This window comes from Stenotrophomonas sp. STEN029 (assembly GCF_056760015.1).
Genome location: NZ_JBRREC010000026.1, coordinates 1 through 25719, shown reverse-complemented (window position 1 = coordinate 25719; position 25719 = coordinate 1). Strand labels below are relative to the sequence as shown.

26 protein-coding genes and 2 pseudogenes are annotated in these 25719 nt (G+C 63.8%); 13 read left to right on the top strand and 15 right to left on the bottom strand.

Translation table 11 applies throughout. The features are described 5' to 3' along the window. The first annotated feature begins 49 nt into the window (after positions 1 to 49). Positions 50 to 478, top strand: a complete 429-nt coding sequence (locus ACVOLI_RS08135; RefSeq protein WP_481534204.1) for a VOC family protein — start codon at positions 50 to 52, stop codon at positions 476 to 478. 545 nt (positions 479 to 1023) lie between these two features. Then, positions 1024 to 1551, top strand: coding sequence for an SRPBCC family protein (locus tag ACVOLI_RS08130; protein ID WP_481534203.1), 528 nt, complete (start codon positions 1024 to 1026; stop codon positions 1549 to 1551). A gap of 3 nt (positions 1552 to 1554) precedes the next feature. Here the strand turns inward: ACVOLI_RS08130 and ACVOLI_RS08125 are convergent, their stop codons facing one another. Together ACVOLI_RS08125 and ACVOLI_RS08120 are read right to left on the bottom strand one after the other, a co-directional pair. After that, entirely contained in the window at positions 1555 to 2001 is a 447-nt protein-coding gene (locus ACVOLI_RS08125; RefSeq protein ID WP_481534202.1) for a barstar family protein, read from the bottom strand. Then, positions 1998 to 2462, bottom strand: coding sequence for a guanyl-specific ribonuclease (locus tag ACVOLI_RS08120; RefSeq protein WP_481534201.1), 465 nt, complete (start codon positions 2460 to 2462; stop codon positions 1998 to 2000). The genes ACVOLI_RS08125 and ACVOLI_RS08120 overlap by 4 nt, the downstream gene beginning before the upstream one ends. Positions 2463 to 2723: 261 nt before the next feature. On the opposite strand from ACVOLI_RS08120, the gene ACVOLI_RS08115 reads away from it, so the two are divergent. Further along, positions 2724 to 3335: a superoxide dismutase gene (locus ACVOLI_RS08115; RefSeq protein ID WP_303746572.1), complete on the top strand. Its 612-nt coding sequence runs from the start codon at positions 2724 to 2726 to the stop codon at positions 3333 to 3335. 223 nt (positions 3336 to 3558) lie between these two features. On the opposite strand, the gene ACVOLI_RS08110 is transcribed toward ACVOLI_RS08115, so the two are convergent. Then, complete coding sequence (locus ACVOLI_RS08110) at positions 3559 to 4368, bottom strand: endonuclease/exonuclease/phosphatase family protein (RefSeq protein ID WP_481534200.1); 810 nt, start codon at positions 4366 to 4368, stop codon at positions 3559 to 3561. Positions 4369 to 4546: 178 nt separating this feature from the next. On the opposite strand from ACVOLI_RS08110, the gene ACVOLI_RS08105 reads away from it, so the two are divergent. Next, entirely contained in the window at positions 4547 to 6115 is a 1569-nt protein-coding gene (locus ACVOLI_RS08105) for a POT-type proton-dependent oligopeptide transporter (protein WP_481534199.1), read from the top strand. Positions 6116 to 6117: 2 nt separating this feature from the next. Then, positions 6118 to 6738 (top strand): rhomboid family intramembrane serine protease, encoded by a 621-nt coding sequence (locus ACVOLI_RS08100; protein ID WP_282270348.1) that lies wholly within the window; start codon positions 6118 to 6120, stop codon positions 6736 to 6738. Positions 6739 to 6870: 132 nt separating this feature from the next. Here the strand turns inward: ACVOLI_RS08100 and ACVOLI_RS08095 are convergent, their stop codons facing one another. Continuing rightward, positions 6871 to 7035, bottom strand: a complete 165-nt coding sequence (locus ACVOLI_RS08095; protein WP_481534218.1) for a hypothetical protein — start codon at positions 7033 to 7035, stop codon at positions 6871 to 6873. A 199-nt stretch (positions 7036 to 7234) separates the two neighbouring features. On the opposite strand from ACVOLI_RS08095, the gene ACVOLI_RS08090 reads away from it, so the two are divergent. The 7 genes from ACVOLI_RS08090 to ACVOLI_RS08060 all read left to right on the top strand — a co-directional run bounded on the left by ACVOLI_RS08090 (position 7235) and on the right by ACVOLI_RS08060 (position 13490). Continuing rightward, complete coding sequence (locus ACVOLI_RS08090; RefSeq protein WP_481534198.1) at positions 7235 to 7528, top strand: GNAT family N-acetyltransferase; 294 nt, start codon at positions 7235 to 7237, stop codon at positions 7526 to 7528. A 60-nt stretch (positions 7529 to 7588) separates the two neighbouring features. Then, positions 7589 to 8416 (top strand): DUF3298 and DUF4163 domain-containing protein, encoded by an 828-nt coding sequence (locus ACVOLI_RS08085; RefSeq protein ID WP_282270353.1) that lies wholly within the window; start codon positions 7589 to 7591, stop codon positions 8414 to 8416. Between the two features lie 17 nt (positions 8417 to 8433). After that, positions 8434 to 9549, top strand: a complete 1116-nt coding sequence (cfa, locus tag ACVOLI_RS08080; RefSeq protein WP_481534197.1) for a cyclopropane fatty acyl phospholipid synthase — start codon at positions 8434 to 8436, stop codon at positions 9547 to 9549. A gap of 90 nt (positions 9550 to 9639) precedes the next feature. Then, positions 9640 to 10134 (top strand): MarR family winged helix-turn-helix transcriptional regulator, encoded by a 495-nt coding sequence (locus ACVOLI_RS08075; RefSeq protein ID WP_296246596.1) that lies wholly within the window; start codon positions 9640 to 9642, stop codon positions 10132 to 10134. Between the two features lie 7 nt (positions 10135 to 10141). Continuing rightward, the gene (locus ACVOLI_RS08070) at positions 10142 to 12286 is read left to right on the top strand and encodes an FUSC family protein (protein ID WP_481534196.1); all 2145 of its coding nucleotides are present in this window, start codon (positions 10142 to 10144) and stop codon (positions 12284 to 12286) included. Continuing rightward, positions 12276 to 12473, top strand: a complete 198-nt coding sequence (locus tag ACVOLI_RS08065; protein WP_481534195.1) for a DUF1656 domain-containing protein — start codon at positions 12276 to 12278, stop codon at positions 12471 to 12473. Before ACVOLI_RS08070 ends, ACVOLI_RS08065 begins: the two co-directional genes overlap by 11 nt. 9 nt (positions 12474 to 12482) lie before the next feature. After that, the gene (locus tag ACVOLI_RS08060; RefSeq protein ID WP_481534194.1) at positions 12483 to 13490 is read left to right on the top strand and encodes an HlyD family secretion protein; all 1008 of its coding nucleotides are present in this window, start codon (positions 12483 to 12485) and stop codon (positions 13488 to 13490) included. A gap of 357 nt (positions 13491 to 13847) precedes the next feature. Here ACVOLI_RS08060 and ACVOLI_RS08055 read toward each other — a convergent pair whose 3' ends face one another. Next, positions 13848 to 16019 (bottom strand): M3 family metallopeptidase, encoded by a 2172-nt coding sequence (locus ACVOLI_RS08055; protein ID WP_481534193.1) that lies wholly within the window; start codon positions 16017 to 16019, stop codon positions 13848 to 13850. A gap of 154 nt (positions 16020 to 16173) precedes the next feature. Here ACVOLI_RS08055 and ACVOLI_RS08050 point away from each other — a divergent pair, with 154 nt between their 5' ends. Next, positions 16174 to 16656 carry a glutathione peroxidase gene (locus tag ACVOLI_RS08050; RefSeq protein ID WP_481534192.1) on the top strand — a complete coding sequence of 161 codons (483 nt, stop codon included), beginning with the start codon at positions 16174 to 16176 and terminating at the stop codon, positions 16654 to 16656. 16 nt (positions 16657 to 16672) lie between these two features. Here the strand turns inward: ACVOLI_RS08050 and ACVOLI_RS08045 are convergent, their stop codons facing one another. The 10 genes and pseudogenes from ACVOLI_RS08045 to sigJ form a co-directional block, all read right to left on the bottom strand. Beyond that, a complete protein-coding gene (locus ACVOLI_RS08045) occupies positions 16673 to 16966 on the bottom strand; it encodes a HigA family addiction module antitoxin (RefSeq protein ID WP_282270369.1) in 294 nt (97 codons plus the stop codon). Next, positions 16966 to 17242, bottom strand: a pseudogene (locus tag ACVOLI_RS08040) (type II toxin-antitoxin system RelE/ParE family toxin). Before ACVOLI_RS08040 ends, ACVOLI_RS08045 begins: the two are co-directional and overlap by 1 nt. 114 nt (positions 17243 to 17356) lie before the next feature. Beyond that, a complete protein-coding gene (locus ACVOLI_RS08035; protein ID WP_481534191.1) occupies positions 17357 to 18025 on the bottom strand; it encodes an ATP-binding protein in 669 nt (222 codons plus the stop codon). A gap of 340 nt (positions 18026 to 18365) precedes the next feature. Further along, positions 18366 to 18740: pseudogene (locus ACVOLI_RS08030) on the bottom strand (AAA family ATPase); the annotation flags it as partial. A 1135-nt stretch (positions 18741 to 19875) separates the two neighbouring features. Then, on the bottom strand, positions 19876 to 20664 hold the full coding sequence (locus ACVOLI_RS08025) for a ferredoxin--NADP reductase (protein WP_481534190.1): 789 nt from the start codon (positions 20662 to 20664) through the stop codon (positions 19876 to 19878). A gap of 186 nt (positions 20665 to 20850) precedes the next feature. Next, on the bottom strand, positions 20851 to 22710 hold the full coding sequence (locus tag ACVOLI_RS08020) for an ABC transporter ATP-binding protein (protein WP_481534189.1): 1860 nt from the start codon (positions 22708 to 22710) through the stop codon (positions 20851 to 20853). Positions 22711 to 22779: 69 nt separating this feature from the next. After that, positions 22780 to 23097 carry a BON domain-containing protein gene (locus ACVOLI_RS08015; RefSeq protein WP_481534188.1) on the bottom strand — a complete coding sequence of 106 codons (318 nt, stop codon included), beginning with the start codon at positions 23095 to 23097 and terminating at the stop codon, positions 22780 to 22782. A gap of 331 nt (positions 23098 to 23428) precedes the next feature. Continuing rightward, complete coding sequence (locus tag ACVOLI_RS08010; protein WP_481534187.1) at positions 23429 to 24073, bottom strand: trimeric intracellular cation channel family protein; 645 nt, start codon at positions 24071 to 24073, stop codon at positions 23429 to 23431. Positions 24074 to 24150: 77 nt separating this feature from the next. Continuing rightward, complete coding sequence (locus tag ACVOLI_RS08005; RefSeq protein WP_296246569.1) at positions 24151 to 24600, bottom strand: carboxymuconolactone decarboxylase family protein; 450 nt, start codon at positions 24598 to 24600, stop codon at positions 24151 to 24153. A gap of 36 nt (positions 24601 to 24636) precedes the next feature. Continuing rightward, positions 24637 to 25533: an RNA polymerase sigma factor SigJ gene (sigJ, locus tag ACVOLI_RS08000; RefSeq protein ID WP_481534186.1), complete on the bottom strand. Its 897-nt coding sequence runs from the start codon at positions 25531 to 25533 to the stop codon at positions 24637 to 24639. Positions 25534 to 25719 lie beyond the last annotated feature (186 nt).

The window sequence follows — 25719 nt, the reverse complement described above, 5'->3', positions numbered from 1 at the left end:
TCCTCGCCGAGGGCGGCAGGATGGTGTCCATGGATGCGGTGAGGTGATGATGAAACGGCCGTTCGACGTTGCACGTATCGACCATGTGGTGTTCCGGGTCCGCGACCTGGAGCGCAGCATTACGTTCTATTCAACCGTGCTCGGCTGCGAGGTGGTGCGTCGACGCGACCATCTTGGCCTGGTGCATCTGCGTGCCGGAGCGTCGATGATCGACTTGATCACTCTGGATGGCACGTTGGGTGCGCGCGGTGGTGCCGGGCCGGGACAGGAGGCGCGCAATGTTGATCATTTGTGCCTGCGCGTCGAGCCTTTCGATGAGGCAGGCCTGGTTGCGTATCTGTCCCTGCACGGTGCAACGCCGTTGGCGGCAGCCGAGGTGAACTTCGGTGCTGAAGGGGATGGCTTGTCGCTGTATTTCAGAGATCCGGATGGCAACACCATAGAATTGAAGGGGCCGGTTTCGGCGGACGTGCGCTGACGCTCTGCCCCCTCCCTTGCGCCGAAGGCGTAGGGGAGGGCTGGGGAGGGGTGCTTTGAGCTGTTGATCCGCAGGTTTCACGGAGTTCAGCTGCCGCGCCGATGGATTGCTGGGAAGGCTTCTGCCGAGCATGGCTCGGCACTACAACCGCGTTGGGGAGGGGGCGTCTCGCAGTAGTCCTGCAATCGCGCAATTGGCGAAGATCAAACGCACCCCTCCCAACCCTCCCCTTCGCTGCGCGAAAGGGAGGGCTCAGCTGCTCGGCCGAAGGGGGGGGCTCTCCGCTTCGCTCCCCCCCTTGCACCGCAGGTGCAGGGGAGGGCTGGGGAGGGGTGCTTTGAGCTTTTGATTTTGGTTTTTTGGGGGGGGCTTGCAGCTGTAGCGCTGATGGATGGCTGGGAAGGCCCCTGGCGAGCATGGCTCGGCACTACGCCACCTCCCTTGTGGCGAAGGTCCGAGGGAGGGGGCTCTTCGCCATGAGCCCAAGCGCTTGCGGCCCAACCACGCTCCGCGCATGCTGATGCCATTCAACAAGAGCAGCAGCCATGCACCGCAGACTCAATACGCTCCTGCTGCTCGCAATAGCTTTCGCCTTACCGGCCTACGCCGAAGTCAAAGACGCCACACCCAGTGGCTTCACCGTCGAAAACAGTGTCCAGATCGCAGCCACGCCTACGCGCGTTTGGCAGGCGATGACCGCCGATATCGATCATTGGTGGCCAAAAGATCACAGTTGGTGGGGCAAGGCAGCAAAACTGTCCATCGATGCCCGCGCCGGTGGCTGTTTCTGTGAAATTGCCGGCGCGCAACAGGCGCAGCACCTGCAGGTAGTGTTCGTCGATCCGCAGAAAACCTTGCGGATGACCGGCGGGCTGGGGCCAATGCAAGGCATGGGCCTGCATGGCGTCGCCGAATGGACGTTGCAGGCAGAAGGTACATCTACCCGGGTGACGTGGCGCTACCGGGCTGGCGGCTACAGCCCAGACGACCTCAGCGCCTTGGCGCCGGTGGTGGACAAGGTCCAGGCGCAGCAATTGGACGGCCTGGCACGCTGGCTGCAGGCCACCCGCTGAGGATCATTCTTCCTCGTCGGCAGTTGCTTCTTCGCCACCGCCCGGCAGTTCCAGGAAAGCCCAGAACGCCACCTTGTCCTCGGCCCAGCTGGCGGAGGCTTCGGAGAGCACATCCAGCAAGGTATCGAAGTCCGCCGGGCTGCCCTGGCGCAGGTCGTTGGCATCGCTGAACAGCAATGCATAGCCGTTGGCCGGCAACCAGGACAGGTCACGCAGGCCATCGGACAGGGCATCCCAGTTGCGGCTCCAGCCTGCGGGGAAGTCGAGTTGCGTGCCGAGTCGCATCAGCAAGGTGCGCTTGTCGGCGCAGTCTTCCAGGTCGATGCGGCACACACGCAGCCCTGCATCGCGTGCAACCGCCGCCAAGCCACCAAGGTCGCCATCGCCGACGCCGTAGACGCCGGCCTGGCTGACATCCTCCAGGCCCATATCGAAACCGCTGTCACTCATGGCGTACTCCTGGCGGGGACTTCAAAGCTGCGGAAGCTCTCGTAGTGGTCGTCGGTGTAGTACCAGGCATCCGGCGGGTCACCGCCGGTGACGATGCGTCTGGCGCCACGATGGCTTAGACCGGGGGTATCCACGGTGTATTCGCGGTAATAGCCACGCGGGCGCTGTGGCAGCTGGCGCTCGCGGTTGCCGAAGGTGCTGCCGTCCTGGCGATGCGGGTACGGTCCGCCGCGCTGGATCAAGTCGATGGTCGCGCGCGCTTCTGCCGGCAGGAAAGCCGGGAGCGGATCTTTGCTGCGCTCGTCGCTACGTCCGTTCTGGCTGGTCTCGGCCGCTACAGGCAAATCCTGCGACAGCGACGGTGCGAACTGCGGTGGTGCAGGTTGCTGCAGCACGCGCATGCCCCACAGTCCGGCGATCAGCAGGACAATGGCGACGACCAGGAGTAAGGGCTTGCGCATGGGCAGTAGGAAAATTCCGGGACAGGTGACGATTATCACGCCATGACAGCGGGTTTGTTGAACAGATGGTTCAGTAGGCTGGCTTCACGCAACGGTAACAACGATCGCGCAGATCGCCCCTGCGGTGTCCATCGCCCAAGCGCGGGACAAAGTTTCCTCTACAACACCCTTGGTAAGTTGCTGCATCGTCCCTACCATTGATAGCGCACCGTCTGGTTTTTCGACCAGACACAGAAACCGGCTATCCAAAGGAGATCCCTCATGGCTTACACCCTGCCCAAGCTGCCTTACGCCTACGACGCCCTGGAACCGCATATCGATGCGGCCACGATGGAGATCCACCACAGCAAGCACCACCAGACCTACATCAACAACGTCAATGCTGCGCTGGAAGGCACCGAATACGCCGATCTGCCGGTTGATGAGCTGGTGAAGAAGACCAAGTCGCTGCCGGAAAACCTGCAGGGCCCGGTGCGCAACAACGGTGGCGGCCATGCCAACCATTCGCTGTTCTGGACCGTGATGTCGCCCAATGGCGGCGGCGAGCCGGTCGGTGACGTGGGCAAGGCCATCGAATCGCAGCTGGGCGGTTTCGAGAAGTTCAAGGAAGCCTTCACCAAGGCCGCGCTGACCCGTTTCGGCAGCGGCTGGGCGTGGCTGAGCGTCACCCCGGACAAGAAGGTTGTCGTCGAGTCCTCGGCCAACCAGGACAGCCCGCTGATGGACGGCAACACCCCGATCCTGGCGCTGGACGTGTGGGAACATGCCTATTACCTGAAGTACCAGAACCGTCGCCCGGAATACATTGGCGCGTTCTTCAACGTGGTCGACTGGAACGAGGTCGAGCGTCGTTACCAGGAAGCGATTGCCTGATAGCGGTGACCTGAGGCGGTCGCCCCATGTCGGGGCGGTCGCCAGTACAAAGGCCGGGCATAGCCCGGCCTTTGTCGTTGATGGCGCCGCGAAGGCGATGTTGTGGGAGCGGCGTCAGTCGCGAAGCCGGAACTGCTCCGGCTGCGGCCAAACTGGCAACCTGATGACGCTCCAGCTTCGCGGCTGACGCCGCGCCCACAAGCGACCGTCGGCAACTGCCGCGTCAGGGTTGCTCGGCGTCATCGGCGGCGGGGAGGCGGGTGATGCGCAGCGTTGCCATCATGCCCAGTGGCTCGGGTGCGGATTGCGCGTCAGTGGCGGGTAGCTGGATCGCCTGCTGGGTGATGTCGGCGAAGCTGCGGACCTGGTACAGCACATCCAGCCCATGCTGCGCATCGCTTGCTAGGCGGGCATCGCCTCGACGGTTGGACGGATTCCTGCGTGCGGGCTGATACCCCGGCAGTTGCCGAACAAGCTCCTCGGTGGGCGCAGCAAAGTCACCGATGATCAGCGACGGCAGGCCATCAGCCGTGGCATCCATCCATGAGCGCAGGTCGGCAGCCTGATGGCCGCGTGCGATCGGACTGTTGTCGCCGGGGCACATGCTGGCGGCGTAGATGTTCAGTTGCGCCTGTTGCAGTTGCAGGCGCTGCATGCCGGCGGCAGTGGGGGCGTCGTCACCGTGCAGCAGGGTGATGCCATCCTGCTGTGCCTGCAGGCGGGTCAGCACCGCATTGCCGCGGCGCACCGGTTGGCTGGGTCGGTCGGCACTGATGAAGTCGCAGCTGTATTTGAGGCGGCTACCGAGCCAGCAGGCGGGGTTGGGGGTGTTGGCCAGCTGGCGCACGTCCTGTACCACAATCACGTCCGGCCGCAGGTCCTGGATCAGTGCGGCGATCCGGTCGCGCTGGCCGGTCCAGATCTCACCACTGTCGGGGAGACGCAGGTTGGCTACCTTGATGACCGGCAACACCGGCTCGGCCATGACACCAAATGACAGGACAAGCAGTCCAAAACAGCCCCAGCGCAGCATTGCAACGCCTCAAGATGAGGGGCTGTCATGCTAATGCTTTCCGCGTGGAAGGGGCGTGCATGCGCTGGCACTGAGGTTTTGCTGGTGCAGGCGGTAGGTGTTTTGCTGGGCTGAACCGGTCTGGCGGGCGGCTTGATGCGTTACGCTTGCAACCTTTGTATTCACGGATCGCCCGCAGATGACGACCAACGACGTGGCAGCAGCCCCGAACCCCAAGGCAAAGATGCCGCGCCAGATCGGCTACATCATCGGTAACGAGGCGTGCGAACGCTTCAGCTTCTACGGGATGCGCAACATCCTGGTGCAGTTCCTGATCACCTCGCTGCTGTTGCAGGAGATCACCGCCGAAGGCCGTGCTGGCGAGGCGAAGGACATCATGCACAGCTTCATGATCGGCGTGTATTTCTTCCCGCTGCTCGGTGGCTGGTTGGCCGACCGCTTTTTCGGCAAGTACCACACCATCCTCTGGTTCAGCCTGATCTACTGCGTTGGCCATCTGTGCTTGGCCTTGTTCGAGGGCAACCGCCAGGGCTTCTTCCTGGGCCTGGGCCTGATTGCGCTGGGCGCAGGTGGCATCAAGCCGCTGGTGGCTTCGTTCATGGGTGACCAGTTCGACCAGGGCAACAAGCACCTGGCCAAGATCGTGTTTGACGCGTTCTACTGGATCATCAATTTTGGCTCGCTGTTCGCCTCGCTGCTGATTCCGCTGGCGCTGAAGAACCTCGGCCCGCAGTGGGCGTTCGGTATTCCCGGCATCCTGATGTTCGTGGCCACCTTCGTGTTCTGGCTGGGACGCAAGCGCTACGTGCTGGTGCCGCTGCCGCCCAAGGACCCGCATTCCTTCGCCAACGTGGTGCGTACCGCGCTGCTGGCACAAGCCCCGGGCCAGGGCCGCATGGGTCTGGTGGTGGCGGTGCTGGGCGTGGTGCTGGCGCTGGCTTCGTTCGCGTTGGTGCCCAGCCTGGGCATCGTGATCTGCCTGTGTCTGGCGCTGGTCTCGGTGCTGGCCGGTATTGGCGGCGGCACCATGCTGCAGCTGGACCGCGCCCGCGGCGTGCACCCGGAGGCGGCTGTCGAGGGCGTGCGTTCGGTGCTGAAGGTGCTGGTGATCTTCGCTCTGACCACCCCGTTCTTCTCCTTGTTCGACCAGAAGGCCTCGACCTGGGTGCTGCAGGGCCAGCAGATGAGCATGCCCAGCTGGTTCACCGCCTCGCAGATGCAGGCGCTCAATCCGCTGCTGGTGATGATCCTGATCCCGTTCAACAATCTGGTGCTGTACCCGGCGCTGCGTCGTTTCGGCTTCGAGCCGACCGCGCTGCGGCGCATGACCGCCGGTATCGCCTTCAGCGGTCTGGCCTGGATCGTGGTGGGCGGCATCCAGGTGGTAATGGACGGTGGTGATGCCATGTCGATCTTCTGGCAGGTGCTGCCCTATGCGCTGTTGACCTTCGGTGAAGTGCTGGTCTCGGCTACCGGTCTGGAGTTCGCCTACAGTCAGGCACCGGCATCCATGAAGGGGGTGGTGATGAGCTTCTGGAACCTGACCACCACCATCGGTAACCTGTGGGTGCTGCTGTCCAACGCGGCGGTGCGCAACCATGCAGTCACCGACCGTATTGCCAGTACCGGCTTGAGCGAAACGGCGTTCCTGATGTTCTTCTTCGCTGGCTTTGCCTTCATCGCGGCGCTGGCGTTCGGCATCTACGCGCGCCGTTACAAGATGGTCGACAACTACCGGGCGGTTTGAATATGCAAGGACCGATAACCCTGATCCTGATCGCCATCACCGCGCTGGTGTCGTGGATGGCGTTCAACAACCGCAAGCTGGCTGACCGGCTGATCCTGTGGCCGCCGGCGATCGACAAGCACAAGCAGTACGACCGGCTGGTGACCTACGGGTTCATCCATGCTGATTTCGGCCACCTGTTATTCAACATGGTGACCCTGTACTTCTTCGGCCGCTCGATCGAGGTCATCATGCTCGGTACCACCGGGCAGTGGTGGGTCTATCCGCTGTTCTACCTGTCGGCGCTGGTGGTATCGATCCTGCCGACCTACCTGAAGAACCAGAAGAATCCGAACTATCTGAGCCTGGGTGCTTCAGGGGCGGTGTCGGCTGTGCTGTTTGCCTACATCCTGATCGCGCCGTGGAAGCTGATCCTGGTGATGTTCATCCCGGCGCCGGCCATTCTGTATGCTGCGTTCTACGTCGGCTACAGCATCTGGATGGACAAGAAGGGCGGGGACAACGTCAATCACAGCGCACACCTTGCCGGTGCCGCTTTCGGTGTGATGTTCATGCTGATCATGGAGCCGGAGCTGCTGCAGCACTTCCTGCAGAGTCTGATGAATCCTACTTTCCGCTTCTGATCAGCGGAGAGGGAGCTGGGGGCTGTATCGCCCCTCATGCCGGGGGCCGCGCGCATCGTGTCGTCGCGGCCCCGTTTCGTTCATGGCAGCTGCGCCCTGGACGCACCGCACGCGTGAACGCTGGTGGCTGGCTCAGGCGGTGTAGCTGTCGAGCAGACGCGAATAGACTTCGTTGTCGATTTTCTTGAATTCCCAGCCGTCGGTGTCGCCAGCGACGGCCAACTGGAACAGGCCTTCCAGCAGGGTGGAGTCATGGTCGTTGGACGGGATCTGCATCGTGCGGTCGTTGTCGAACACGGGACACCTCGGCTGTCAGCTGTTGTTTGCGGGTATACGCAGCAAATCCCGTGCCAGCTTTTGAGACGCAGTCCATGCTTTGATGGCAGTGGCGCTGCTGGCGCCGATGTCGGAAAGTGACGCAAAGTGGCGCTTCCGACCGCCAGCTCGCGTCATCACCTCGCTTTCACCACGTCCACCGCGTTCCGCAGGAGTCCTCATGAGCTTGAGCAAACCACCAGTTCCAGATATCGAACATGACGCGGCTGCAAGCCGCTTCCAGACCCTGGTTGATGGTCAGCGCGCGGTGCTGGATTACGAACTGGACGGCGGCGTGATGGTCATCACCCATACCGGGGTGCCCGAGGCCATCGGCGGGCGTGGTGTTGCCGCGGCATTGACCCGGTTCGCGCTGGAGCATGCACGCGCTGCAGGCTGGAAGGTGATACCGGCTTGCGCCTATGCCGCAGCTTTCATGCAACGTCATGGCGAATATGCAGACCTGCTGGGATAATTCGCTGGCATGGCCAAGCCCGACCGGGCGGCCGCACACACCTCCAAGGGATCAAAGGGCATGAACAGGTTGGTACGGGGATCGTCTGCCGCAGCGGTATTGCTGCTGGCATTGGCTGGTTGCAAGCAGGATGAGCAAGGTGCGCCGGTCGCACCGGCCGCGGAACCGGTGCAGGCACCGGTTGCGGTCGCACCTGCGGCAGCTGATCTGCGCGATGTGATTGAAAACACCCCAAGCTATGTCATTGGTATCAGCTACCCACCGGCAGCCGCCAAGTACCCGGGTCTGGCCAATGCGCTGAGCGATTATGCAGGCCATGCCAAGGCTGACCTGTTGAAGTCGGTGTCCGAGCTGGGCAATGACAAGCCCACCGCCCCGTATGAACTGTCACTGGCCTTCGACATGCTGGTGGAATCGCCGGCGGTTGTCGCGGTTTCGGCCGATGGCAGCAGTTACACCGGTGGCGCCCACGGCCAGCCGTTGGTAGCCCGTTTTGTATGGCTGCCCGAGCAGCAGCAACTGCTCAAGGCAGAAGATCTGATCACCACGACCAAGGGCTGGCAGGCGATCAGCGATTTCACCGAGGACAAGCTGCTGGAGCAGGCCACCGTGCGTGCGCAGGGCGAGGACATGTCGCCGGAAGAACAGCAGGCCCAGGTCCGCAACCTGTCCAAGATGATCGACGAAGGCACCACCGCCGACGCCACCAACTTCGGTCAGTTCCAGCCCGTGCTGGATGCGGCCGGCAAGATCTCAGCGCTGCGCTTCGTGTTCCCACCCTACCAGGTGGGGCCGTACTCGGATGGCACGCAGACGGTGGACGTGCCGGCGGCCGTGTTGTTGCCCCATGTGGCGGCGGCTTACCAGGGGCTGTTCGCACGCCCCTGAAACACAGGAGGTCAGTGATGGATGCGGGGCTGCAACGACGTGTGGAAGCACTGCTGCAGGATGCCGATATCACCCCCGGTGGTGACAGGCCGCAGGACCTGGACATCCTCGACCCGCGCTTTTATGCGCGGGTGCTGGCCGACGGTTCGCTCGGTCTGGGCGAGAGCTACATGGAAGGTTGGTGGCAGGCGCATTCGCTGGATGGCCTGCTCACCCACCTGCTGGATGCGCGACTGGACGAGCGCGTGCATGGCAGTGGTGAAGTCTGGGACGCGCTCAAGGCCAAGCTGTTCAACCTGCAGAGCGGGCAGGGCAGCTACGAGGTTGGCAAGCGGCATTACGACCTGGGCAACGACCTTTACCGGGCCATGCTTGGCAAGCGGCTGGTCTACAGCTGCGGATACTGGCGCAATGCCAGCAATCTTGACGACGCGCAGGAAGCCAAGCTCGAACTGATCTGCCGCAAGCTCGGCCTGCAGCCGGGTATGCGCGTGCTGGATATCGGCTGTGGCTGGGGCGAGGCACTGAAGTTCGCGGCCGAGCGTTATGGCGTGCGCGGCGTGGGCGTAACCATCTCGCAGGAGCAGGCCGCGTTTGCCCGTGAGCTGTGTGCCGGCCAGCCGGTCGAGATTCGCCTGCAGGACTACCGCGAGCTGGACGAGCACTTCGACGCCGTGTTCTCGGTGGGTATGTTCGAGCATGTCGGGGTCAAGAACTACCGCAGTTACTTCGAGGTTGCGAGGCGCTGCCTGGGTGAGCAGGGCCTGTTCCTGCTGCACAGCATCGGCACCAACATCAGTCGCGACCGCACCGATCCGTGGATCGCCAAGTACATCTTCCCCAACTCGATGCTGCCCTCAGCGGCGCAGATCACCCATGCGATGGAAGGGTTGTTCGTGCTGGAGGACTGGCACAACTTCGGCACCGACTACGACCGTACCCTGCAGGCCTGGCGCGACAACGTCGAGGCGGCGTGGGAGCAGCTGGACGCGCGCTACGACGAGCGCTTCCGGCGCATGTGGCGTTTCTACCTGGCTGCGTCGATGGCGACCTTCCGTACCCGCCACTCGCAGTTGTGGCAGCTGCTGTTGTCGCCGCGCGGGGTTCGTGAGGGTTATCTGGCCCCACGCTGAACGTGGAACGCTGTCAGCGCAAAATTTATTTAAAAGTTTATATTACATATGTGTATTATCTGCCTCATCTCAGAATGAGCCGGATAGCCCATGAGCAGCTTCGACGCGACCGAGACCCGGATTGATGCCACTTGCGCCCGCTGGCCGGGCTTTCCCCGTGAGCCGGCGGTGCTGGTGCGCCTGGTCAAGGGCATCTACAAGACCGTCCATGACCGCGCCAACGCGGTGTTGCGTGATTTCGACCTCAGTCACGCCGAATACAACATCCTGATGATGCTGTACGGCACGCCGGACCGCCCGCTGAACCCGTCGGAACTGGCCGAGGCCGCCACCGAAAAGTCCGCCAACATCACCCGCCTCACCGACCAGCTCTGCAACAAGGGCCTGCTGGAGAGGATTCCGGACACCAGTGACCGGCGCAAACTGGGGCTGCACCTGACCGACAAAGGCCTGGCCTGCATCCAGAGTCTGCTGCCGGAGATGGCCGAACTGCTGGTCCTGCAGGTACAGGGCCTGGATGAGAGTGAGCAGCACCAGCTCGAACGGCTGCTGAAAAAGATGCTTGATGGCATCGAGGCCATCTGAGTACGCCATGTCTGCCATCCCTTCATCGGTAAGCGCGTCGGCGACGACGCCCTGGCATGCCGGCATGCGCGGCTTCCTCAAGGGCGAGGCTGACACCTGGCTGTTCGTGTTGCGCACGACCGTGGCCTTCTTCCTGACCGGTTGGTTGGCCATGCGCCTGCAGCTGCCGCAGCCGGGTACCGCAATGATGACCACGGTCATCGTCATGCACCGGCAAAGCGGCATGGTGCTGGCCAAGGCGTTCTACCGGGTGCTCGGCACCTTCGCCGGTGCCGCAGGTGCGTTGCTTATCGTGGCTTTGTTCCCGCAGCAACGTGAGCCCTTCCTGCTGCTGATGGCGCTGTGGATCGCTGGCTGTGTGGCCGGCGCTACCCTGCATCGCAACTTCAAGTCCTATGCCTTCGTGCTTGCCGGTTACACCGCGGCCATCATTGCCTTGCCGGTGATCTCCAGCCATCCCGGGCAGATCTTCGATTCGGCGGTGGCGCGCATCAGCGAGGTGCTGTTGGGCCTGCTGGTGACCGCGGTGATCAGCGATACCATTTTCCCGGTGCGCCTGCGTGACACCTTGCGCACGGCGGTGAACAACCAGTATGAGAGTTTCCTTGGTTTCATGCGTGGCGCCCTGCTTGGCGAGGTACCACGCGAGCGCATGGAGCAGGCACATCTGCGCGTGGTGCGCGACGCGGTGACGCTGGAGGATCTGCGCAGCTCGGTGATCTTCGAAGACGGGGAAGCGCGTGCGCGCAGCGCGCACCTGCAGGGCTTCAACCAGCGCTTCATGGCGGCGTCGACCACGTTCCAGTCCCTGCACCATCTGATCAACCGCTTGCTTCGCCAGCCCGACCCGGCCGCGGGCCAGGCGCTGCAGGCCTTGTACCTGCCATTGGGTGCCGCCCTGCAAGCCAGTGAACAATCGCCGGCGCAACTGGCAGAGCAGATCCACGCCGTACGCAAAGGCCTTGCTGCGCGCTCGGTCGAGCTGCGGGCTGCCCTGGGCGACGTCACCCAGGTCGAGGACTTCGATGTGGGGGCGCAGTTGTTGCGGCGCTTCGTCAAGGAGCTTGAACACTACGTGCATGCACGTCGGCAGCTGACGCTGCAGGTCGCACCGACCGAAGACGATGCACGTGCGCAGTTCATCCGCGGCAATGATTATCTCGGTGCCGCGGTGGCGTTCACCCGCACAGCCATCACCATGCTGCTGTTGGGTGCGCTATGGGCCGCCAGTGGCTGGGCGATGGCGGTCAACGTGATGTTGCTGGCAACCATCTTCTCCGGCTTGTTCGCCACCATGCCAAATGCGGCGCGGATGACCGGCAAAGTCGCCTGGGGCTATCTGCTTGGCGTGTTCGCAGCCTATGTCTGTGACTACATGGTGCTGACCCGGATGGAAGGTTTCGTCCTGCTGGTTGCGGGGTTGCTGCCGTTCTTTGTGGTCGGCCCCTATATGGTCAGCCGCCCCAAGCTGTCGGTGTTCGGGCTGGGCTATACGATGGGCCTGGTCAATATCCTGGCCATCACCAGCGTGCACGCTTTCGACCCGGTGCGCTTCTTCAACGAAGGCACCTCACAGATGATGGCGATGGGCGCGGCGGTACTGAGCTTCGCGTTGATGCCACCGCTGGTGGGCACGGCATGGTTGCGGCGGCGACAGATGGCGGGCTTGCGCGCACAGGTGCGCTTGGCGGCGCAGGCGCCGTTGCGTGGGCTCCAGCACCGTTTCGAAAGCATCAACAGCGACCTGCTGCACCAGATCGTCACCCACACGGCGGCGGGCAGCGAGGAGTCCCGCCAGCAGCTGGCCTGGGCCTTGGCGGTCAACGAAACCGGCCGCGCCCTGATCCACCTGCGGCAGGATGTGGCGCGTGAACCGGCATCGACGCAACTGCGCCAGTGCGTGGATTCGGTGGTACGGGCCTTGGCCGATTTCTTCGCCCTGCCGGATGCAACGGCATGGCAACGCGCCGACACCGCGCTGACCGAGGCCATCGCGCTGGCGCGCGCACAGGCCGTCGACGGCGGTGTCGCCGCGCGGGTGCTGCTGCACCTGCGCCTGGTGCGATTGGCGATGGTGGATGACAGCTCAGTCATGGCCGCCTACATCGCACCCACTGATTCAAAGCCGGAGGCACCTCGCCATGCCCATTGAGATTGCATTCGCGGGAACCCTGTTTCCCGGCCTGCTGTTGTTGTTCGTACTGGTCTGCATCGCGCTGTGGGCGCTGGACACGCTGGCTGGCCGTCGCGGTTGGTACCGCAACGTCTGGCACCCGGCCTTGTTCCGCACCGCGGTCTTCATCTGTCTGTTTGGCAGCTTCGGCCTGCTGCTGTTCTGAGAACTCCCCATGACCCCCAAAGTCCAATCCATTCTTCGTTTCTCCATCACCGCCGTGGTGGTGGTGATAGCTGCCTTGATCGCGATGGCGATGTGGCGGCATTACATGTACTCGCCGTGGACCCGGGAAGGCCGCCTGCGCGCGGAAGTGGTACGCGTGGCGCCGGATGTCTCCGGCCCGGTCAGCGCGGTCGCGGTGCGTGACAACCAGTTGGTGAAGCGCGGCGACGTGCTGTACCAGATCGACCCGGCGCGCTACCAGAACGCCTTGAACCAGGCACGCGGCAACCTGGCCGCCGCACAGGCAGCGGCGCGTGCGGCAGGTGCAAGCATCCAGGTCGCGGCAGCCGGCGCTGCACAGCAGAGCGCCAATGCCAGCCGCTACCAACAGCAGTACGAGCGACGCCAGCGCATCACTGGCAGTTTGATTTCCGAAGAAGCGCGCACCGATGCGTTCAGTGCTGTGCAGGCAGCGCGCGCCGGGGTGGCACAGGCGCAGGCCAGCCGTCAGCAGGCCAGTGCCTCGCAGCAGCAGGCACTGGCCGCGGTGGAGCAGGCGCAGGCAGCATTGGATACGGCCGAATTGAACCTGGAGCGTACCCAGGTGCGGGCGCCGGTGGATGGCTATGTGACCAACCTAGAAGTGCGGCAGGGTGATTACGCTACCGCCGGCGCGGCCAAACTGGCGGTGATCGATACCAATTCGTTCTGGGTCTACGGTTATTTCGAAGAGACCAAGCTGGCGCAGTTGCATGTGGGTGACGGCACCCGCGTGCAGTTGATGAGCGGACAGGAGCTGCACGGCCATATCGAGAGCATCTCGCATGGCATCACCGATGCGGATAGCCCGACCGGCAGTGACCTGCTGGCGAATGTGAACCCGACCTACAACTGGGTGCGGCTGGCGCAACGGATTCCGGTTCGGATCAAGCTGGACGCGGGTTCGTTTGCGAAGGGCGTCGTGCTGGCCAATGGCATGACCGCTACGGTGATTGTGGAGCGGGGGCGGCAAGGCTGAGTTGGGTTTGCTTTGTGACTGGGGCGGGTTGGTTGTACGGAGCCAGAAGCACAAAGCCAGAAGCGAAAAGCCAGAAGCGCAAAGCCAGAAGCGCAAAGCCCCCTCATCCGCCCTCCGGGCACCTTCTCCCGCGAGCGGGAGAAGGGAATGCTGGTGCTGCTTGAGCTGAAGGTTGGCCGCGCCATGCTTGCGCGCAAGCAATGCATCAGAGCCCCGCAGCGTCGGACCACTCCCTTCTCCCGCCTGCGGGAGAAGGTGCCCGGAGGGCGGATGAGGGGGCTTTTGATCTGCCGCACGAAGCAAAAGAAAACGCCCGGCAAAGCCGGGCGTTTTCATTCCATCAAGACCAGCGACTGCTTACTTGGCAGCAGCGCCGGTGGTCAAACCACGCTTCTCCAGCAGCGGCTCGATCTGCGGCTCATGGCCGGCGAAGTTGCGGAACAGCTCCATCGCATCGACGCTGCCGCCCTTGGAGAGCAGGGTCTTGCGGAAGTGGTCGCCATTGGCGCGCGACAGGCCGCCGTTCTCGCGGAACCACTTCTGGGTGTTGGCATCCAGCACTTCCGACCAGATGTAGGCGTAGTAGCCAGCCGAGTAGCCGCCCATGATGTGGCTGAAGTACGGGGTCTTGTAGCGCGGCGGGACCGGCGCGTAGTAGATGCCGTCCTTGACCAGTGCTTCATGCTCGAACTTCATCACGTCCTTCGGTGCCGGGATCTGGCCAACACCGATCTGGTGCCAGTTCTGGTCCAGCATCGCTGCGCCCAGGTACTCGGTGGTGGCAAAGCCCTGGTTGAACTTGGACGCGGCGATCACCTTGTCCAGCAGCGCCTGCGGCATCGCCGAGCCGTTCTGGTAGTGCTTGGCGTAGTTGGCCAGGATGGTCGGCTCGTCGGACCACATCTCGTTCACCTGCGACGGGAACTCGACGAAGTCGCGCGGTACCGCGGTGCCGGCGAAGTAGGGGTACTTCACGTCCGAGAACATGCCGTGCAGGGCGTGGCCGAACTCGTGGAAGGTGGTGGTCACTTCGTCCCAGGTCAGCAGGGTCGGCTTGCCGGCCGGCGGCTTGGGGATGTTGAGGTGGTTGGCGACCACCGGCTTGTCGCCGGTCAGGCCCGACTGCGACACGTAGGCATTCATCCATGCACCGCCACGCTTGGACTCGCGTGCATACGGATCGAAGATGAAGATCGCCAGCTGGCTGCCGTCGGCATCGAACACGTCATAGACGGTGACGTCGTCGTGGTAGACCGGCAGGTCGGTGCGCTGCTTGAAGCTCAGGCCGAATTCCTTGCCGGCGGCGAAGAACACGCCGTTCTCCAGCACGTTCTTCAGCTCGAAGTAGGGCTTGAGCTGGGATTCGTCGAAGTTGTACTTGGCCTGGCGCACCTTCTCGCTGTAGAAGGCCCAGTCCCACGGCTGCAGTTCGAACGTCGGCTTGCCGGCGGCCTTCTGCTCGCTGTCGATCATCGCCTGCAGGTCGGCGGCTTCGCGCTTGGCGTTGGTGACGGCGGCCGGGGCCAGCTGGCCAAGCATGGCATTGACCGCTTCCGGGGTCTTGGCGGTCTGGTTGCCCAGCGAGTAGCTGGCGAAGTTCGGGAAGCCCATCAGCGCGGCCTTCTCGGCGCGCAGGGTCATGATGCGCGAGACGAGCGCGGTGTTGTCGTACTCGCCACCCTTGCTGCCACGGGAGATCGAGGCTTCGTAGATCTTCTGGCGCAGCTCGCGGTTGGCCAGGTTGGTCAGCGGCGGCTGGCCGGTGGTGTTGAGCAGGGCGATGACGTACTTGCCATCCAGCTTGCGGGCCTTGGCAGCTTCGGCGGCGGCAGCGATCTGCTCGGCCGACAGGCCATCAAGCTGCTTGACGTCATCAACCACGATGTAGGAAGCGTTGACCTCGGCCAGCACGTTCTGGCTGAACTTGGTGCCCAGGTTGGCCAGCTCCGCGTTCATGTCCTTGAGCTTGGCCTTGTCGGCGTCGCCCAGCTTGGCACCGGCGCGGACGAAGTTGTCGCGGTACTTCTCGACCAGACGCAGGCTTTCAGCGTCCAGGCCCAGGTTGGCGCGGTTGTTGTACAGGGTCTCGATACGCGAGAACAGCTTGCCGTTGAGATTGATGGCATCGCTGTGCGCGGCGAATTTGGCCGAATAGTCGGCCTGCAGCTTCTTGCGCGCATCGTTGGTGTCGGCGCCGATCAGCGCGAAGAACACGGTGGTGGCGCGGTCCAGCACGGCGCCGCTGTTTTCCAGCGCGATCAGCGTGTTTTCAAAGGTCGGGGCGGCCGGATTGTTGGCGATCGCTTCCACTTCCTGCAGCTGCTGGGCCATGCCAGCGTCGAAAGCCGGCGCGAAATCGGCGTCCTTGATCTTGTCGAACTGCGGGTAGTGCAGCGGCAGCGGGCTTTCAGCGAAGAACGGATTGGCCTGCTGGGCCGACTGGGTGGTCGCAGTGGGTGCGGCCTGGCTGTAGGCCGGCAGTGCAAGACCCAGGGTCGCGGCAAGGGCGAGGGCGAGACGGGTGTTCAAGGCGGAAACTCCGGTAAAAAGACTGATCTTTCAGGGTACCTGCAGGCGCGCTCGTACGGGTGTGTCGAATGGCATGGTTGCGCTGAAAGGCCACATCTTGCATGCCGTTGGCGCCGCGATGGCGTACGCTGGCGGTTCTGTCAGGAGCCGTGCCATGCCCAATGCCTTTGATTTCGAGTTGACCGCACTGGATGGCCGTCCGCTGCCGCTGGCCGCCTTTGATGGCAAGGTGCTGCTGATAGTGAACACAGCGTCCAAGTGCGGCTTCACCCCACAGTACGAAGGGCTGGAGCAGCTGTGGCAGGAGCTGGGTCCGCAGGGGCTGGTGGTGCTGGGCTGCCCCTGCGACCAGTTCGGCCACCAGGAGCCGGGCGATGCCGCCGCCATCCAGGACTTCTGCAGCATCAACTACGGGGTGAGTTTCCCGCTGTCGGCCAAGCTCAAGGTCAATGGCGCCGACGCTGATCCGCTATGGCAGTGGCTGCAGCGGCAGAAGCGCGGCGCGCTGGGCATCGCCGCGATCAAATGGAACTTCAGCAAGTTCCTGATCGGCCGCAACGGGCAGGTGCTTGCCCGCTACGCGCCGACCGCACGCCCGGAGGCGCTGGAGGCGGATATCCGGGCCGCGCTGGGCTGAAGCGAGCGCTGCGTCATCAAGCCGCAGCCAGCTGCAGGCGGCCTACAGACTTCAGATCGATATGCTGGCGGGCGACCCAGAGATCATGCGCGTCCTGCATGGCCAGCCAGCTTTCCGGGCTGCGACCAAGGGCGACAGATAGGCGCAAAGCCATTTCAGGGCTGACCCGACTGCTGCCGTTCAACACCCGACTCAACGTCGAGGCGGAAACCCCAAGTGCCTGTGCGAGTTCGCGGCCGCTGACATTGTTCGGCTCCAGATAGATGCCGGAAATGAAGGCGCCCGGATGCGGCGGGTTATGCATGTTCATCAATGATAGTCCTCGTAGTCCAGCACGTGGCAATTGCCATCCTTGAATTCAAAGGTGACGCGCCAGTTGCCGTTGACGGCAATCGACCAGCGTCCCTTCATCTCACCCCTCAGTGCGTGCAGGCGAAATCCGGGGATATCCATGTCCTCGATTGTGTGCTGTATCAAGTGCGGCCAGCTGCAGGCGCAGTCGATTCGCATGACTTGCCTGTATGCCTGCGGTGCTTCCGGTTTCATAGAGCTTGCGCAGCCCTTTGTGGCGGAATGACTTGATCATGCCGGATTGTAGCATGTTGCGCATCGCGCAACATTCACTGGGAGGGCAGGGGCGGTAGCGGGGTCAGTCGGGGTGCGGCAATGCCCGGCGCTGGACTGCGCCGGGCAAGCTTGCTTAGACCGGATCGGTCGCCGCTTCGTCCAGCAGGTCTTTCTGCTGCAGCTGCACCTTGGTCGGGTCGCCGTGTTCGGCCATGGCCCGTTGCAGGGCGCGGCGGGTGGCGGCGGTGACCAGTGACTGCAGGTCGCGGCCGGAGCTGCCTTCGGTGGCGGCTGCCAGGGTGCCCAGTACCTCGTCCACGGCGAAATCCAGCGGCTTGCCGGCCAGTTGCAGGCGCAGGATGGCGGCGCGTGCGTCGATGTCGGGCAGGCCGATCTGGATCTTGCGCTCCAGGCGCGACAGCAGGGCGCTGTCGATGGCTTCGAGGTGGTTGCTGGCAGCCAGCAGGAATACCTGGCCTTGTCTGGTGCTGATGCCATCCAGTTCCTGCAGCAGCTGGGCGACGATTTCGGCGTTCAACTTGTCGGAATTGCCGCTGCCGCGCGGTGGGGCAATGGTGTCGATCTCATCGAGGAACAGGATGCACGGTGCCTGCGCCCGGGCTTTCTCGAACAGTTGCTTGACCCGTGCAGCGCCGTCGCCGAGGAACTGGCCCTTGACCTCCGCCGATGAGGCGGCGATGAAGGACAGCCCGGACTGGCTGGCCAGTACGCGCGCGATCTGGGTCTTGCCGGTGCCGGGAGGGCCATACAGCAGGATGCCGCGTGGCACCGGGATGTTCATCCGCGCCAGTTCTTCGGCATGCAGCAGTTCCTTGCCGAGGCTTTTGAACTCGGCACGGGTGCTGGCCGGCACGATCACGTCGTCCCAGCCCAAGGTCTGCACCGAGGTGGAGCTCTTGCCGCGCAGGCGGGCGATGGCGGCGCTGAAATCGCTTTGCGCGGGGCGCCCGGCCGGATGGGTGGCGACGACGCTGGTGATCAGGGTGGACATCGCGCCCGGACATGCCGGCGGTTTCGCGCACCAGCGCCTCGGTCACCGGCAATGCCAGCTGGGCCTTGCCGAACTCGGCCAGCAGGATGCGTTCGCGCGCTTCTGCATTGGGTGCGGCAAGCTCGATGGAGACGGTGAAGCGCGACAGCACCGCATCATCGATCAACTCCTGGCGGTTGGTGGCACCAATCACCAGCACATTGCCGCTGCCCTGGTTGAAGCCATCCCATTCGGCGATGAAGGTCTGCACCAGCTCGTTGCCGAAGTTGTCGGTGTCGCGGCTACCACGGCGGGCAAAGGCACTTTCACATTCGTCCACGAACAGGATGGTCGGCCCCTTGCTGCGCGCGTTCTCCCAGATCTTCTTGACCTTGGGTCCGGTCTGGCCGATGTGTTCACCCTTCAGGTCGGCGATGGTCACCGCGACGAAGTTGCAGTCCACGTGTTCGGCCAGCTTGCGCGCAATCAGGGTCTTGCCGGTGCCGGGCGGCCCCCACAGCAACATGCCCTTGGGCAGCGGCGGGGTGCCGGCGGCAAAACGGTCCACCAGCTTGATCACCTGTTCCAGGGTCTGCTCCGGGATGGCGACGTCCTTCCAGTTGGCTTCCAGCTTGTCCAGCGAGGCCAGCCGGACCAGCAGCGATTGCTGAAGCTGCAGCTCGCGCTCGTGCGGTGCGCTCAATGCCTGCAGGTCGAGGATGGGCTGGGCCAGCGGTGCCAGCACGGGTGCCAGTTCGGCGGCCAGTGGAGTCCAGGTCGCGGCATGTTCATCCGCTTCGGCACGGACACGTACGAGGCCGCCGGGGTGGCCATTGAGCGGCAGGCGGATGAAGATGTCGGGGTCCTTGTCGTTGGCGACATCGGTGCTTACGCCAACCATCACCGCGTTGGAGTTGTCGTGCTTGTCACCGAGCTGCCAGCTGTTGCCCATCTTCTCCACCGAGGGTGCGGGCGCGCGGATGACGGGGTAGGGGTGGCTGCGGCCATCATCGTTCTTCTTGCCGAAGGCGTGCAGCTGCAGCTGGCGTTTGCCCAGCGCATCGATCGATGCCAGCCCTGCAGCGGCATTGCGCTTTGACATGCGCTTGCGGCCCAGCCAGACCAACAGTGCATAAAAGACCAGGCCAGGCGGAATGTAGGCGAACAACAGGAACAGTGTGCTGGCCGGGAAGGGCAGCGTGTACGACAGGTGGCCGCAGAAGTTCCGAACCGGCCCATACAGCGCCAGGCTGCCGAGCAGCAGCAGCCAGGCCACGGTGCGGACGCCGCCGCTGCCCAAGGTCGCGCGCAAACTCAGCGCTGGTCCCAAGGTGCCTTTGCGGCCGTGTTGCTGCGTGTTGCGGCGTGCCTGCGCCAGACCTTCTTCGAACGCCGGGCGCATGGCCTGGGCGGCCTGGCATGCGGCGGGGTAGGCAGCGCCCATCGCCTGCTTCGCGGTCTGGGCACGTTGCTGGCATTGCGCCAGCTCCTCAAGCAACACACTGCGCTGGTTGTCGATGAAGCTGCTGCGGGAACTACCTGGAACCATGAATCCTTTCCCCTGAACTGAAAACGGCCGGATCAGTGTGATCCGGCCGTTAAGCTACGCCATCATTGTCCGGGTTCATAGCCGCCAATGGTCGGTAAAAACCCTACACACCTTACTTCTCGACGAAGGCGCGCTCGAACACGTAGTGGCCTGCGGTGCCGATGCGCGTGGACACCTCAAAACCGCGTGCGTCCAGCACGCTGCGCAGGTCGGCCAGCATCTGCGGGCTGCCGCAGATCATGAAGCGGTCGTTGGCCGGATCCAGCTGCGGCAGGCCGAGTGTTTCCTGCATCTGGCCGCTTTCCATCAGCGAGGTCAGGCGGCCCTGGTTGGGGAAGGGCTCGCGGGTGACCGCCGGGTAGTACAGCAGCTTGTCGCGGACGATATCGCCGAGGATCTCGTCGTTCGGCAGTTCCTGTTCGAAGTACTCGCGGTAGGCCAGGTCCTTCTCGTAGCGCACGCCGTGGCAGACGATCACCTTGTCGAAGCGCTCGTAGGTTTCCGGGTCCTTGACCACGCTCAACCACGGCGCCAGGCCGGTGCCGGTGCCCAGCAGGTAGAGATGCTTGCCGGGGTGCAGATCGCTGATCAGCAGGGTGCCGGTGGGCTTCTTGCCAACCAACACCTTGTCGCCGGGCTTGAGGTGCTGCAGACGCGAGGTCAGCGCACCTTCCTGCACCTTGATGCTGAAGAAGTGCAGCTGCTCTTCCCAGTTGGCGCTGGCGATGGAATAGGCACGCAACACCGGGCGGGCGCCTTCGTTTTCGTTTTCCAGCCCGATCATCACGAACTGGCCATTCTCGAAGCGGAAGCCGCTGTCGCGGGTGGTGGAGAAGCTGAAGTAGGCGTCCGTCCAATGACGGACTTCAAGCACCGTTTCGGCGCCAAAAGCGGAAGACATGCCGTGATTCGTAGATTGGAGACCGCTCTATTCTAGCCGATTTCCCATAAATGGGAATGAATCTCATTTGACCGGAGTGTGGGTAGTGGGGGGGGGGGCGGGGGGGGGGGGGGGGGGGGGGGGGGGGCGGGGGGTGTGGCTTCCATCGCGGGGGGCCGCCCCGGCGGCCCCACTACATGGGGTGGCTTATCTGTAGCCGGCTGCCTGCAGCTCGAACAACTCCGCGTAACGGCCGCCTTCGATCATCAGCTCTTCGTGGGTGCCGCTGGCTTCGATGCGACCGTCGGCCAGCACCAGGATGCGGTCGGCCATGCGCACCGATGAAAAACGATGTGAGATCAGCACCGCGGTGCGGTTATCCGACAGCTCCTTGAATCGCTGGAATACCTCGAACTCGGCACGCGCATCCAGGGCTGCGGTCGGCTCGTCGAGGATCATCACCTGCGCATCGCGCATATAAGCACGGGCGATGGCGATCTTCTGCCACTGGCCGCCGGACAGGTCCACGCCAGTCTTGAAGCGGCGCCCGATAAGCTGGTCATAACCTGCCGGCAAACCATCGATCACTTCATCGGCCAGTGCACGTCGTGCGGCATTGCGGATACGCTCCTTGTCGCTCATGGCTTCGACCAAGCCAACGCCGATGTTCTCGCCAGCGGACAAGTGGTAGCGCACGAAGTCCTGGAAGATCACGCCCATGTTGGCGCGCAGGTCGTCGAGGTCGTAATCGCGCAGGTCGCGGCCATCAAGCAGGATGCGGCCTTCGTCCGGGTCGTACAGGCGGGCCAGCAGCTTGACCAGGGTGGTCTTGCCGGCGCCGTTCTCGCCAACCAGGGCAATCACCTCACCGGCTTGCAGATGGAAGCTGAGGTTGCGGACGGCCCAGCGCTCGGCGTCCGGATAGCGGAAGCCGACGTTGTCGAAGACAAAGCCTTCGTGGATCGGCCGCGGTACAGCGATGGCATCCGGACGCGAGCGGATCTCCGGTTCGATGGCATAGAACGAGAACAGATCATCCAGGTACAGCGCCTGCCCTGCGACTTGCGAGAAACCGGTAAGCAGGCCCTCCAGCAATTGGCGCAAGCGTAGGAAACTGCCGGACAGGAAGGTCAGGTCGCCGATGCTGAAGTCGCCGCGGATGGTGCGCCAGGCGATATAGCCATAGGCGGCGTAATAGCCCAGGGTGCCCAAGGCGGCCAGCAGCGTGCCCCAGATCGCACGCTTGCGGGCCAGCGCACGGTTGGCCTTGTAGAAGCGTTCGGCCAGCAGCTTGTAGCGATCAATCAGGAAACGGTTGAGGTTGAATATCTTCACCTCCTTGGCCGTCTCCGCGCTGGCGCCGACCTGGCGCAGGTAGTCAAGCTGGCGGCGCTCGGGCGTCCAGCTGAAGTTGAGCGAGTAGCCCAGGGTGTTGAAGTGCGATTCGCCGATAAAGGCCGGGACCAGGGCAATCGCCAGCAGCACGATCAACCAGGGGGCGTAGACGATCAGGCCGGCGGCGAAGCTGATGACGGTGATGGTGTCCTGCACCTGGCCGAACAGCTGGCTCATCAGGCTCATGCGGCCCATGGTCTGGCGGCGTGCACGGTCCAGCTTGTCCTGCAGGTCGGGGTCCTCGAAATCCTCCAGGTCGAGCTCGGCGGCGTGCTCCATCAGCCGCACGCTGGTGGCGTTGGTGAACAGCTCGGACAGCAGCGAATCGGCGTAGTTGATCAGTCGGCCAAGCAGGTCCGAGCCGATCGCGATGGCCAACTCCAGCAACAGCAACTCAAGCAGGAGATTGAGATGGCCGCTGGAGAACGCCTCTGCCAGCGGCGGCATTGGACCAGCACCAGCCAGGCGCACTGCTTCATCGATGATCAGCTTGCCCACGTACAGCATCGCCACCGGCATCAACGCGCGGACCAGTCGCAGGCCGAGGCTGGCGAGTGTCAGCCAGCGGCTGGTCTGCCACACCTGTCGCAGGAAGGGCGGCAGGTTGCGCATCGCATCGACGCGCTCGCGGAAGCTGGGTTTCTTGGTGGGAGCGGGCTCGGGGTGGGGCATGGGGGACTCAAGCGGCGAGGTGCGGGTTCAGGTTACCTGCAATGTGTTTAGCCCGCTGCCTCAAGGTGCTCAACCGTCCTTGCCCAGGTCGATATCGCCCATCTGGGCATCGTCGCGACCGTCCGGGTTGTCACGGACAGCCTCGCCTGCGCTACCGAACGATCGCTTGCCGTTGTCGACATTGAGATGGCTGACCAGGGTGCGCACGCCTTCGATGGCGGCGATGACCGCTTCAACCTTGTGCTTGACCTCGGAGCTGGGAACATCGCCGGACAAGGTCACCTGACCATCCCTGACCTGTGCCAGTACCTGCGAGGTCTGCGCCTGCTGGCCAAGGGTGTGGACGACTTCATCGCCGATCAGGGTGTCAGAGCGTTCTGCGGCCATGGTTGGGTCCTTTTGATGCGGGACTTCCACGATGGCGGATGGGGTGTGAGTTTGTTGTTACTTTGGAGGTTTTGCTTCGCTCCCTCCCTTTGCCGAAGGCAAGGGGAGGGTCGGGGAGGGGGGCTTTGGCTTTGGCTCGTGCTTCTGCTTGTGCCGTCATTCCCGCGAAGGCGGGAATCGCTCGTGCTCTGCTTTTGCCTTGGAAATGGCAGGGACTGGCATAGAAGCGCAACAGCAACGGCAAATTCAAATGCAGGAGCGATTCCCGCCTTCGCGGGAATGACGATATAAAAACGAGGGGCGAAAATCCCCCAAGCCCACACCGCTTACTTCAAGTCCGCGGCCCTTCCGGCGGCGGTGGCTCCGACGACTGCAAGGCCACCGGCAGGTGCCAACCGAAATGCATCGCCATCATCCGCAAACCAAAGCACAAGCCAGCGCCAACCAAGGCACAGGGCAGCGGCGGCAATCCCAGCCAGTAACCCACCGCAACCACCGCAGCACCCGCCAACGCAGCAACCGCATACAACTCGGCCTGCAGCACCAGCGGCACCTGCGCCAACAACACATCGCGGGCAATGCCGCCACCAATGCCGGTCAACATGCCCAAGGCAGCCGCCATCGGCGGATCGATGCCATACGCCAATGCCTTCTGCGTACCGGCCACGGCAAACAGCGCCAGTCCCATCGCATCAAACATGCGCACCGGGTACTGCATACGCTCGATCAAGGGCGCCCAGAAGAAGGTGACGATGCCTGCAGCCAAGGTGATGGCCGGGTAGCGCCAATCACTGATCGCCGCCACCGGGGTGGCGCCGATCAGCAGGTCGCGGGTGATGCCGCCGGCCAGTGCCGCCGCGAACGACAGCACCAGCACGCCGAAGATATCCAGCCGCCGGCGCACGCCCATCGTTGCCCCGGACAGGGCGAAGACGAAGGTGCCGATGAGGTCGAGGATCAGTACAAGGGTTCCCATGCGCCGTATTGTGCGGTGTGGCGCCGGTTGCGGCCATCAGCCCGGTCTGGATTGATGGCCTTGGGTTGTTCAAACGATCAAGGCAGCGGCGGCAGCAGGCTGGCTCCAAGCCGGTTCCAGGCGTTGATCACCGCCACGGCCATGCTCAGGTCGCTGATGCCCTTGTCGTCGAAATGCGGCCTCAACGCGTCAAAGGCGGCCTGCGAGGGCGCGCCATCCGGCAGCCGGGTCATCGCCTCGGCCCAGCCCAGCGCGGCGCGCTCGCGCTCATCAAAGAAGCGGCTCTCGTGCCAGGCAGGCAGCGTGTCGAGTTTGCGCGGTTCGATGCCGGATTTGCGCAGTGCGGTGGCATGCATGTCCATGCAGTAGCCGCAGCCGTTGATCTGCGATACGCGCAGGAACACCAGCTCCTGTAGCTCGTGCTCGATGGAGCTGTCATGCACGGCCTTGCTGGTGGCCAGCAGGCCCTTGAAGGCATCGGCGGCGAGACGGGTGTAGGGCACGCGGGGGAAAGTAGTAGCAGACATCAGATTTCTCCAGACGGCCACGATGGCCGTCTTTCGTTACAAGGACGCAGCAGCGGCTTCGTGCGTGACAAGTGGGGGCAACTTTTCTGGATTGAGCACGCTGTAGAGGGCCGCGATGCGCCCATCCACCACTTCGATGGTGGTGAATGAGGCCAGCCTGCCTTCGGCGAAGCGCAGGATTGCCAGTTCGCCGTTGACGTAGCCAAGTTGGGCGGGCAGGGCAGCGCCGCGGCGGGCGATGGCCCAGTACAGGCGACCGATGCGCTCGGCGCCCCGCAGTGGGCGGATGGCAGCGGTGACGATGCCGCCACCGTCGGAGAACTGGGCGGCATTGGCATGCAGCAGGGCCTGGATGGCGGGGCTGTCACCACGCTGGGCCGCGTCCATGAAACGCTGCAGCAGCTGCCTATGCTGTCCCGGCGCCGGCTGGAAGCGTGGTGCACCGGCCTGCAGGCGCTGCTTTGCCCGACGCACCAGTTGCCGGCAGTTTGCCTCGCTATGGCCAAGCAGGCTGCCGATCTGGCGGTAGTCGTGGTCGAAGGCTTCTTTCAGCAGGAAAGCGGCGCGCTCGTCCGGGCTCAGTTGCTCCAGCAGGGTAAGGAAGGCGACGGAGACTTCATTGGCGACGGCATGGATCTGTGCAGGGTCGGTTGCGGGGTCGGGCGACAGTTCGACCTGCAATGGTTCCGGCAGCCACGGGCCGGGGTAGTGCTGGCGCTCACGCTTGGCCGCGCGCAGGCGGTCCAGGCTGAGTCGGGTGGTGGCGGTGACCAGCCAGGCCTCGGCGTCGCGGATGTCGGCGGTGTCGCTGCCCGCCCAGCGCAGCCAGGCGTCCTGCAGCACGTCCTCGGCATCTGCACGGCTGCCCAGCATGCGGTAGGCCAGTGCCAGCAGGCGCGGGCGATGGGTCTGGAAGATGGATTCGGCGTTCATGGAGGCAGGACGGCGCAGGGCGGGCTGGCGTGACAGCGCCACTTTGCCTGAACAAGATCCGGCTGTTGTAGGAGCGGCGTGGGCCGCGCAGCCGGGGAAGAGTAGGGTAGGCCGCTACGCCGGGGAGGGGGCGCCGGCCCACAACTGGCGGGCCGCCAGAGCGCCCGCCCGCCGTGAAAATGTGGG